Origin of the sequence: Catenibacterium sp. RTP21428st1_D7_RTP21428_210409 (assembly GCF_040227455.1) — a bacterium.
In the GTDB taxonomy this organism is placed as follows: Bacteria; Bacillota_I; Bacilli_A; order Erysipelotrichales; family Coprobacillaceae; genus Catenibacterium; species Catenibacterium mitsuoka_A.
On the sequence record NZ_JBEHVX010000078.1, the window covers coordinates 1 to 11,252 of the forward strand.

Below are 11,252 nucleotides of genomic sequence, written 5' to 3' on the forward strand. Positions count from 1 at the left end.
ATTTTTTCTAAATTATTCAAACTTGTTTTTAAGTTTGTCTTTTTTTATACGTTTTGATTGATTTTTGTTTCACACTTTCTACCATTGGTGCCTTTTTATCAAAATAAACAGGCTTGAAATGAGACACGACTTCATACTCATACCCTTCAATACGATTAAGTTGATCAAGTATTTCTTCTAGTGTAATTCCTGCTGGATAACTAATAGAAAAGCTGAAGTCTTCTTTAGTTAAATGATAGTTACGGATTTCTAATTGTCCAAACTCATCATTCTTATAATCAATACCAAGTCTTTCACCTTTATTTTGTGTATTTAAGATATACTTATTCATAAAAGTAATCAAATGATCTAGATCAGCTTTCACTTTGATAACAGCACGTCCTCTTTCAGCATAAACAACAGGATATTTACAATCTGGTGTAAAGCCGGCAATAGGTGCTTTTTCATAATCTAAATAATATTTTAAATCCTCAAATCCTGATTCTTCATCACAGCCAAAGATGATACGTACTTCTCTTTCAGGCTTTATACCAAGTCTCTTTAAAGCAGTAAGGGCATAAAGACATGAAAGAATAGGACCCTTGTTATCTAGAATACCACGGCTATAAATCACGCCATCTTCTTCATAAGCACTAAATGGTGGATGTTTCCAGCCTTCACCTACTGGTACAACATCTAAATGACCACAGGCACATACATAATCATCACTTTTACCATAACGTGCATAACCGATATAATGATCAACATCAACTGTTTCAAATCCAAGATCACGAGACAACTGGAGTGTTTCATCAAGTGCATGGCGTACGCCTTCTCCAAAAGGAGCATCATTCACAGCCTCAGATTCTACACTATCAATACGTACAATACGCTTGATTCCTTCAATCATCTCATCTGCAATCTCATCAACAGCCTTTAATATTTCTTCATTCATTATTTTCTTACCAATGGGGCTGTTCTTGTACGCATATAATCATCAAGCCATTCCTGACTTGCTTTTTCAAACACGCTATGTTCACCTTCATGCTTTACTACAAATACAGTTGGTTCAAGTTCTGGAGTTGCAACTACAAATGAGAAACCTTCAATATTTGTGGCACATCCCCATTCACCTTTATTATTCATAGCGATTAAAGACATATCTCCTGCTTCACCACGACGTTTGATTAATTCTTTAGAGAATGTATTAACCGCCTTTTCACATGCAGCCTGTGGGTGCATACCTTCTTTCATCATTCTTACGATTTCATAAGAGACACAGCCCTTCATTACATCTTCACCAAGTCCTGTAGCACTTGCACCACCTACTTCACTATCAACATAGAAACCAGATCCAGATACGGGTGAATCACCTACTCTACCAGAGCGCTTCATAAATAGACCACTTGTAGAAGTCGCAGAAGTCATCTTTGCATTTTCATCTAAGCAGACCATACCTACTGTATCATGACCAGAATAAGGTTTAATTTCCTGAGTCATTTCTTTTAATCTATTATGATAATGAATTTCAGCACGTTCAGTAAGCATATTCTTTCTTTCAAAACCATTCTTAGATGCATACTTTTCAGCACCTGCACCTACTAAGAAATTATTTACCTTTTCATGAGATAACTTTCTAGCGATTTCTACAGGATTGGCAAAGTCTTTGATTGCCCCAACGCATCCTACAGAAAGAGTATTTCCGTTCATATAAGCCGCATCTAATTCAACAATCATTTCTTCATTAGGTAATCCCCCATAACCTACTGATTTATAATATGGGAAATCTTCTACAGCCTTAACAGCTTCAACAATCGCATCTCCTGCATCTCCATGATTCTTTAAAATTTCATCTGCTTTGGTAATACCTTCTAAAGCCATTCTCCAAGTAGCAATAATACCGTACATATTAATATCCTCCTTTTATTGAAAGAGGATACGTCCTCACGTATCCTCAAGTTAATTTAGAAACAATACTTAGAAGCAACGATGTCTTCGTCTTTCTGTTCACACATTGCCTTGGCAAGCTGACAGATTCCTTCTAATGATTCATTTAAACCAGTACCACCCTTCTTAGGTGTCTTGATAATATGAACCTTGTCTTTATATTCATTAATTGTCTCTTCATTTTCTATACTCATTGCAGCTATAGCATGTGAATGAGTTTTTTCGTTAATATCATAGGCGACACGTGCAGCCATGCGTCCATAGCCAAGATAGTTGAAACATGGACCACATACAACAACATCTGGTTTGATTTTTTCTACCATTGCGCAAAGTTTACGGCTGACTTCATCACTATTTGCTTCATAGAATCCATCTCCACAATATAAACAGCATACAATATGTCCATTTACCTGTTTTAAGAATGGTTCCATCATAATAGCAGGTCCACATGATTCTTTTACTAGTCCTAAAGGTACCATGTGATCATCTTTAATCCCTTTACCAGACTGGATCTGGTCATAAATCATTACGATTTTCATGTTTCATCTCTCCTTCTTATAGATCGTCAAAAGATAAGTCGTCTAAATCAATGTCGTCTTCTTCTTTAGCAGCCTGAGCCTGAGCTTCTTCATTTAAGTACTGCTTATCAAGTACCTTGATGAATGGCATATAGATAATAACACCAATAACGATTAGGACAGCCTGAAGCAGTGCACCTACCCAGTTAGTTGCTAAGAAACCTGAGATAATTGGTGGCATAGTCCAAGGGATGTTGATACCTGAACAGATTGGAACAATCTTAAGAGCCATACAGAAGTATGAGATAATGATATTTACTGTTGGTACTAACATGAATGGAATAAGAATAGTTGGATTTAATACGATTGGTAAACCGAATACGATTGGTTCGTTGATACCAAAGATACCTGGAACTAAAGCAAGTTTACCTAAGTCTGTAATACGTTTAGATTTACAGAATAATAACATTGCGATTAATAATGATAATGTAGAACCACATCCACCAAATGTAGCGAATAAGTCCTGGAACTGCTGACAGATGATATGTCCTGTACCCTGCCCTTTAGTGAAGAAAAGAATGTTTTCTGCTGATAGAGTCTGAAGAATTGGGTTAAATACAGCACCTACTACTGATCCACCATTGATACCAAAGAACCAGAATAAATGTAAGAAGATATAAGCAACAACCATTGCACCTAATGTATCACCAAGGTTAAGTAATGGTGTCTGTAAGAATTCAAAGATAATCTGGAATACGTTTTTTCCTAAGAAACCAAACATTAAGTTTACTAGGAAGAAGAAAGTCATTACGAATGTTGCTGGAATCAATGCTGAGAAAGATTCTACAACTGTTGGTGGAACACCAGCTGGCATCTTGATTGTCCAGCCTTTACCTTCTACCCAAGCATAAATATGTACGCTTAAGAATGCAGTAATGATACCTACGAAGATACCCTTAGCACCAACCCATCCTAATGGGATACCAGAAAGAGTTGCTTCAATAGTTTTAGATCCTACAGCAACATTACCAGTGATTGAGTATGGCATGATTAAGAACCATGACATAAGTGCACAGGCAGCACCGAAGATCTTGTTTGTCTTCATCTGACCAGCAAATGAATAAGCGATACCCATTACCGCAAATACTGCCATGATAGTGAATGTTGCATCAGATGGCTTTGATAAGAATGCAGCAAGTGACTCACCTGTTTTCTGATTGATAATTGTTGATTCTAAAAATTTTGTCCAAGCTGCAATTGGAAAGTTTGCGATTAATAAGAAAATTGATCCTGCAATAAGTAATGGTGTTGATACTAAGAAACCATCACGAATTGATATTAAGTATTTATTACGCCCGATTTTTTCCGCTAAAGGCATTAAATACTTTTCAAGTTGTTTCATCATACTTTAAGTACTCCCTTTAATTATTATTTATTGTTTTTCTTAATTAATAGAATTGCTTTTTTTAGTACTCTTTCACCGTTCATCATACCGTAATCATCCTGGTCGATTACAGAAATAGGTATGTTTAGGTGCCCGAAGTTAGCTACTGTTTCGTCATAAAGATATTCAACCTGTGGACCAAGTAAAATACAATCAGGACAATCAGATTTAACGATTTCTCCTAATTTGTTATGAGAAAAAGCAGCGACCTTAATTGGTAGGTTATGGCTATTAGCAACTTCCTGCATCTTACTTGCAAGAATACTAGTAGACATACCTGCACTACAGAATAAATAAACCTTTTTCATCCTATTCTCCTCCTTCTAATTTTTTAATTCTTTGAGATAGTTTGATAATCTCTTCAGCCATGATTTTTGTTGTTTCAGCATTCATAAGCTGATCTTCCGCATGCATAAGAAGAATTGTTGGAACTGTCTTTTCACCACATGCTTCCTTCTGGATAAGTGATGCATGTGCTTCATGACCTTTCACAAAGCTTTCTTCTCCTTCTTTGATTTTTGCGCGAGCTTCATCAAAATCACCCTTCTCAGCAAGATACATTGCCTGTACATAACGTGACTTTGCAGCACCCACGGCAGAAATAATGTTAAAACTTAATAATTCTAAATCTTCCATGTGATTTCCTCCATCTCACAATTCATAGTATAAACTTATATTTATTTTCAGGTGGTGAATGCGATTTCCTCTATTTAGGAAAAATTCACTACTTTAGTACGTGCTAGATAATCATGTAATGCTAGATGTTCTTTCTTATTCACTAAACATAAAATGGCACTCACGATTGTAATCGCAAAGCCAACATACATCATCGGCTTAACTAAACTAATACCTAAACTGATCTGTAATACCTGATGTAATATTGTACTTGCAGAATATAGAACTCCTTCAATAATAATGGCTCCTAATACTTCTCTTAGTAAGAGTTCTTTAAGGCCTACATCTTTGCCATCACTCTTTACAATCTTAATATGACATATTCTTTTACCGATTGTCTGTCCCCTATTAATCACTAAAGGAATAATGACATAATAAAACATTGCGCCTAGTAATGCGAGTAACCCACAAATCAGTCCTAACTGATGAGGGTACTTTAGTAGATTCTGGTTCTTCATTGTGCCATAAATCTTCTGTGACACAATTGCGATAGGAAATGATGTAAAAAGAGCACCAATATACCAATCTAATAAGTATGCACCAAAACGTCTTGGTAATGATGCAATAGTCTGTTGTTGTTTTTTCATATGTTACCTCACGCTGTCATTAGCTTCATAAATTGTTGATAGTTGTCTGCTTCGATAAACTGCATCAGCTGGTTGTAATCAATAAGTACATTAGATAACCAATCAAAGAATGTATGCAGCATCTGATTATCCTGTTCGCTGATAGACAATAAGAGAATAAGACGTACTTCATACTTACCCCACTTCACTGGATTCTTTAAGACCATGACGGATATAGTAGAACGTAATGGTTGTACTGTAATGGCATGAGGTACCGCAAAGCCCTGCACAAAGGCTGTTCCTGCCATCTCTTTTCTTTTAAAAACATCTTCTTTATATTCTTGTGTGGCATAGCCTAACTGAATCAGATTATCACATAAATAGTTAATAGCATCTTCCTTAGATGCGATGTCTTTTTTTATAAAGAATGTTTCCTGTCCAATCAGCTTCTTTACAATATGACAGAACTGATCATGATATTTTTCTCTATCTAATTGATTGAGTGCCTGGAAGATCTGACTTTCATCCTCATAGTTCACAAATAAACTAATTGATACTGTCTTAATAGACAATTCATGCTGTAAAGGTACAACAGTCAAAATCAAGTCAGGATGAAGTGATGAAATCATATTATTTTCAAAGAATGGGAATACTTTAATAATTTCCATACGTTCTCTAAAACGTGTTTCAATCTTATCCATACATGCTTTCGCCAGCATTTGATTATGGGGAATAATCATGACTACACGGTATTTCTGTGTATTGATATGTCTTTCATAGGCTGTTCCAAAATGTAAAGCGAGATAAGAGATTTCATCTTCTACTAAAGGTTTACCTGTAGCTTTAGAAATGACATCACTGGCATGTATCGCCATTTCAAAGACTAAAGGATATTGTCTTTTAATCTCCTTTAAATAAGCTGTTGTATTAGGTTTATCTACTTTAATACGATCAAGTAATGACTGCATATGAATAACTAAACTATTATAAAGTTCTTCATCATCTCTCAAATCAATATCAAAACAGTCTCTAATATCTACTAATACCTCTTCTACTAACTGCTGTGATTCTGTTTTTAAGTCTACATGACTTCCTCTTCCTTCTAATAAGAAAGCAAACTTAACGACTTCTTCTTCAACATAAGGAATACCAAACTTTTGTGATAATTCTTCAAAAAAATCCTTTGAGACATGATATTCTAAATCAATACCTGTACAGTCACTCTGTGTTTCATATAAATAATTCTTATTCCTGATACGTTCAATCGCAATACCAGCATGCATCATCAACATAGGAAGACTGACATTCTTGAACTTATAATGATTATTTGCGCAGACATTCTTAAAGATATCTACCACATCAATGAGATTAAAATCCTTCCATAAATGAGACAAGGCACTAATATTTGTGAAATTTCCTTTGATTTCTGATTCTAATAGATGCTTATATACAGAACGCTTTTCATTTTCATCACCTTCTAAACGAATGTGGTTCTTTACACGTACCACTTTTAAAGAAGGATATTCATTGAGTATGCGTCTGATATTTCTTAAGTCATTATCAATCGTATAACCACTCACATAAATACGATCCTGTAATTCAATGAGATTGATTTCCTGTTTAAACAATAATTCCTTAATAATCCAAGATACACGTTCCTGAGATGTCTGAGGAATCACTGACTTTGTCGTAATTCCTTTTACACTTGTCAGCATCTCGTCTAAGTGATAACCTTTACGACGATTGGCTTCTATAAGAGTACATTCATACTCTTTATTAATATGCTCAATATCAGAACGGATTGTACGATCTGATACAGACAACATAGAAGCAAGCTCTTTACCTGTCACCCATTCATCATAATCATGAAGGATATCTATAATACGCTGCTGTCTATTATTCATACGTAGAACCTCCTGTACCTTCATTGTAATGGTTTAGAGTGCTTTATGCATTCAATTCAACTTCCTAAGTGTTAGGAAATGAAAAAAAGAACCTTTCGGTTCTTATAAATCAATAATATCTAGAATATCATAGGTTGCCTTCAACATCTTTGGATGGAAGTCCCCTTCTCCTGATTCATCCACAACTCTTTGAAGTTCTTTAGTAATGTCAATAAAGTCATCTTTTAGGAAAGGACCTCTTGTACATAATAAATCAAATGTCTGATTCCAATAGAATAAATGATACCCACTAGAACGATAGCCATGACTCGCATAAAACTTAGTACGTCTTAAACGCTGTTCATAGTTAGCTGCTTGATCATCTAAAGGTTCCATATCCAACACAATCTGTCTTTGATAGAGATCATCCATCAACTTTAAAGTACGTCCTCCATACCCATGAGAACGAAGTGATGAACAGATTGCGAGATAGAATAAATAAACACATGTATCAGATGTCATTGTCATAAAGAAACCTACAAATGTGTTTTCATCATAGACACCATAAAGATCTGATATACCAGTTTGAGATAAATCAATCATTCTTTCAATAGAGACACGTTCTTCTTTAGGAAATGCTTCATTATTAAGATCTTCTAATTCCTTAAAATTCTCTGTAATTCTTTTAGCCGTTAACGCCATAGATTATCCTCCATTAATATGACTATTCTATGCTGTTTTCTTCTTTTTTTCAAATGATTACGCTATAATGGTTAGAAAAGAAAGGAGGTATTTATGCTTACATATAGTTTTGATGAAAATAACCATAAATCTCTCTACCAGCAATTATATACATTTATTAAGAACGATATTCTAGAGGGACATCTGACAGCAGATGAGAAGTTACCTTCTAAGCGTACATTTGCGAAAAATCTAGGTATTAGTATTATTACAATAGAGAATGCCTATGCGCAGTTAATGGCTGAAGGATATATTTATTCTTTACCTAAGAAAGGCTTTTATGTATCTCCGATTAATAATAAGACACCCCTTATTCCTGCCAAGATGATTCATAAACCTTCTATTAAGAAAGAATCCTATTGGTGTGATTTCTCTTCTAATCAGACACCAGCCCATTTGTTTCCTTTCACAACCTGGTCAAAACTTATGAAGGACGCATTAAATGAACACCAATCAGAACTAATGATTAATCCTCCAGTAGGTGGTATTTATGAATTAAGAGAAGCGATTTCTCATCATTTAAAAGAATTCAGAAATATGGATGTTGAGCCAGAAAGAATCATTATCGGTGCAGGTACTGAATATTTATATGGATTACTCGTACAATTATTAGGTTTAGATCTTGTCTATGCCGTAGAGAATCCTGGTTATAATAAAATATTAGATGTTTATTCTAGTTTAGGGGCTAAGTGTGTTCCTATAGATATGGATGAGCAGGGAATACTGGTCAACCAATTAGAAGATTTAGATGTTGATATTGCGCATATCTCTCCTTCTCATCATTTCCCAACTGGTATTATTATGCCTGTATCTCGACGTTATGAATTACTTGGATGGGCAAATAAGAAGGAACATCGCTATATTATAGAAGATGATTATGACAGTGAGTTACGTTTAAGTGGACAGCCTATTCCTGCCCTGCAAAGTATTGATTTAAGTGAAAAGGTTATTTATATGAATACCTTTACTAAGACTCTTGCCTCTACAATTCGTATTAGTTATATGGTGCTTCCTCATCATTTATTAGAACTCTATAATAAGAAGCTCTCTTTTTATGCCTGTACAGTCTCTAACTTCGAACAATATACTCTTGCATCATTTATTAATGAACATTATTTTGATAAGCATATTACTAAATTACGTAACCATTATCATAATAAGCGTGATGCGATTGTAAAAATGTTAGAAGAAAGTAGTTTAAAGGATATGATTACTATTTCCAAGGAAGATGCAGGTCTTCATTTCCTTATTACGATTCATACACATATGTCTGATGAAACACTTATCAATAAATTAAAAGAAGAAGGAATCCATCTAAGAGCAATTTCCCATTACTATCTTAAGAATATACCTCATACATCACATACCTTCATCATGAACTACTCTTCTATCGATTTAGATAAATTACCTCAGGCTATAGAAATATTAGAAAAAATACTTTATTGACATATTTTCTAAAATATATTAAAGTAAGTCATGCAAAATAAGAATATTGATTTAGGGTATTATTGGAAACGCACAAGCACAGCTTGCTGACTACTCCCACGGGCAAGCCCGTGGGGTTCTGATTGCCAAGTGTAGCTTGTAATCGTACATCATTTTCAGACTTTGGAGTTACAAGTGTAAATCTATTTGAATCAGAACTTTCATTACCAAGCAGTCCAACGACCACATTAACGGTAAATTTCTACTTTCGTAAGGAAGTATAGTCAATCTCCCTGAATATGTTTTACGCTATCTTAATTCCGCTATTTAATACCTTGATCTCGTTAGCCTTAATCCATTCGATTAGGGCTTTTTCTTTGCTGTAACACTTATCAAATTCAGAAATACATTTGTTTTTATCTATATCTTGGGTTCTGTAATCGTAACAGTATAATAGGAATGATGAATACCAGTCTCGTTGTACCTCAATACCATCTTGCAGCTTATACATTCGGTCAGATAGTCTCTTTTTAATATAGTCATCAACAGTATGATCATATTGACTTGCCCTATAATTATTAGATACTTCAATATATATACCACCTGATATCTTGAATTTCTGTTCTACAGCAGTTTGAAACCCAGAAGGGCATCTGTTCTTCATAGACTTGCCAAAACGCTTTTTCCTATTAAACTTGCCTTTGCTATTGACCGTAGTTTCTTTGGCTCGTCTCATAAGCCTGCCTGCATTTTTGGGTTCAGTGATAAATACATCTCCAAGACTTCTTAAATGGTTAGCGTCTTCATTTATTGCAAGCTGTCTGTTTATGGCATTGATGCGACATAGTTCAGAGTGCTTTGTTTTCAGCTCCTTATAATGATTTGAATATTTCCAGGTTTTACGGCCTTTTTTAACAGTACCATCATCATTATAATTCTGCGGATTAGTTGCACGTCTTGACCTGTCCATAGCACGATAAAGCAGATGTTCTTTTCTCTCAGAAGTCTGAATACTGTTGCCGCGCTCTGAAAGATTCTTCAAGCCCACCTCAGTATCAGATGTATAAGCAACTGTCTGTGTACCAATATCAGCACCTATAATACCTTTGCCATATTTATGTCTTGGACTGCCAAATCTATCATATTTAGGTTTTGCCTTGCCTTCGATGGTTAAATGTAAATATACTCTGTATTTACCTCTTATCATCCTGGGAACAAGCGTAGCATAGCAGGGTCTGTATGTATCTATGCAATAGCCATCTTTAATAAGAGTATTAACAGCCCTGTCATCCAAAATATCAGATTCGGCAAGATATGATAAAACCGCGTCTACTTCATCCTGCTGGAATCTATCATTTATTTGTGTTCCAAATACCATCCTGCCAAGTTTGAAATGAAGTTTATTATCTGTAACGGATATAGGTATACCACGATTCATCTGTTTTGCCCTTATACAAGGCAGTTCTCCATATCTTGAGAAATGAATGGTATTACCATTACCATACAAGCATTTTTCGATACCACGCCATATATCTTTGGCTTTAGTCAGAGCGAATACAGCGTCTACACCATATTTCTTGCCTATTGGAATCATGGACGTTCTGCAGCATTCACATGTAATATTATAAGCTTTCTGCATTTCATTAAGTTGATTGGCATAAGCTTTTCGTTTATCCCTATCTTTAGTGTTGCCATACAGAAATAATAATTTACGGTATCTCTTTGTACGCATAAGCCGGTTATAATTCTTTCTCATAAGACCAACAAGCTCATTCCCAGCTTTGCGTATCTTATCAGAAAGAGCCACTACTTTAAGCACATCAGAATAAGGCATATCGGTTTCTACAGCCAGGATATGCCTGTCAGAAAATTTATGAAATTGTTTTAGAATCCTTTTGTATTCTTCGTCAGTTATCATTTTTCTGCTCCTTAATATTATCTTAATTACTGTTATGAAATGACCGTTGTCAAGACATAAATCAACTTTCATAATATTTCTATTAAGTTTTATCATCAAGGGCATAGAAAGACCTCAAATCATATAGATTCTGCGACAGTTAACCAAACTGTAATA

The 11,252-nt window shown here is 34.9% G+C and carries 11 protein-coding genes; 1 reads left to right on the plus strand and 10 read right to left on the minus strand.

The window, feature by feature from the left end; all coding sequences use genetic code 11:
- Positions 1-28: 28 nt before the first annotated feature.
- From ABUA27_RS10130 to ABUA27_RS10170, 9 genes are all read right to left on the minus strand, one after another.
- Positions 29-934 carry a Sapep family Mn(2+)-dependent dipeptidase gene (locus ABUA27_RS10130; RefSeq protein ID WP_349820651.1) on the minus strand — a complete coding sequence of 302 codons (906 nt, stop codon included), beginning with the start codon at positions 932-934 and terminating at the stop codon, positions 29-31.
- Positions 934-1,887: a glycosylasparaginase gene (locus tag ABUA27_RS10135; RefSeq protein ID WP_129980973.1), complete on the minus strand. Its 954-nt coding sequence runs from the start codon at positions 1,885-1,887 to the stop codon at positions 934-936. The genes ABUA27_RS10130 and ABUA27_RS10135 overlap by 1 nt, the downstream gene beginning before the upstream one ends.
- A 56-nt stretch (positions 1,888-1,943) precedes the next feature.
- Positions 1,944-2,465, minus strand: a complete 522-nt coding sequence (locus ABUA27_RS10140) for a GrdB-related putative oxidoreductase (protein ID WP_287846598.1) — start codon at positions 2,463-2,465, stop codon at positions 1,944-1,946.
- Positions 2,466-2,481: 16 nt separating this feature from the next.
- Positions 2,482-3,849: a PTS sugar transporter subunit IIC gene (locus tag ABUA27_RS10145; protein ID WP_349820652.1), complete on the minus strand. Its 1,368-nt coding sequence runs from the start codon at positions 3,847-3,849 to the stop codon at positions 2,482-2,484.
- A 23-nt stretch (positions 3,850-3,872) separates the two neighbouring features.
- Positions 3,873-4,196, minus strand: a complete 324-nt coding sequence (locus ABUA27_RS10150; protein WP_006504763.1) for a PTS sugar transporter subunit IIB — start codon at positions 4,194-4,196, stop codon at positions 3,873-3,875.
- Position 4,197: 1 nt separating this feature from the next.
- A complete protein-coding gene (locus ABUA27_RS10155) occupies positions 4,198-4,524 on the minus strand; it encodes a PTS sugar transporter subunit IIA (protein ID WP_129980969.1) in 327 nt (108 codons plus the stop codon).
- 74 nt (positions 4,525-4,598) lie between these two features.
- Positions 4,599-5,150 carry an RDD family protein gene (locus tag ABUA27_RS10160; RefSeq protein ID WP_281074584.1) on the minus strand — a complete coding sequence of 184 codons (552 nt, stop codon included), beginning with the start codon at positions 5,148-5,150 and terminating at the stop codon, positions 4,599-4,601.
- Positions 5,151-5,158: 8 nt separating this feature from the next.
- Complete coding sequence (locus tag ABUA27_RS10165; RefSeq protein WP_349820653.1) at positions 5,159-7,033, minus strand: BglG family transcription antiterminator; 1,875 nt, start codon at positions 7,031-7,033, stop codon at positions 5,159-5,161.
- Positions 7,034-7,135: 102 nt separating this feature from the next.
- The gene (locus ABUA27_RS10170) at positions 7,136-7,714 is read right to left on the minus strand and encodes a GNAT family N-acetyltransferase (RefSeq protein WP_129982212.1); all 579 of its coding nucleotides are present in this window, start codon (positions 7,712-7,714) and stop codon (positions 7,136-7,138) included.
- Between the two features lie 93 nt (positions 7,715-7,807).
- On the opposite strand from ABUA27_RS10170, the gene pdxR reads away from it, so the two are divergent.
- A complete protein-coding gene (gene pdxR / locus ABUA27_RS10175) occupies positions 7,808-9,199 on the plus strand; it encodes a MocR-like pyridoxine biosynthesis transcription factor PdxR (protein ID WP_129982213.1) in 1,392 nt (463 codons plus the stop codon).
- 283 nt (positions 9,200-9,482) lie between these two features.
- Here pdxR and ABUA27_RS10180 read toward each other — a convergent pair whose 3' ends face one another.
- A complete protein-coding gene (locus ABUA27_RS10180; RefSeq protein WP_349820654.1) occupies positions 9,483-11,096 on the minus strand; it encodes a hypothetical protein in 1,614 nt (537 codons plus the stop codon).
- Between the last annotated feature and the right edge of the window lie 156 nt (positions 11,097-11,252).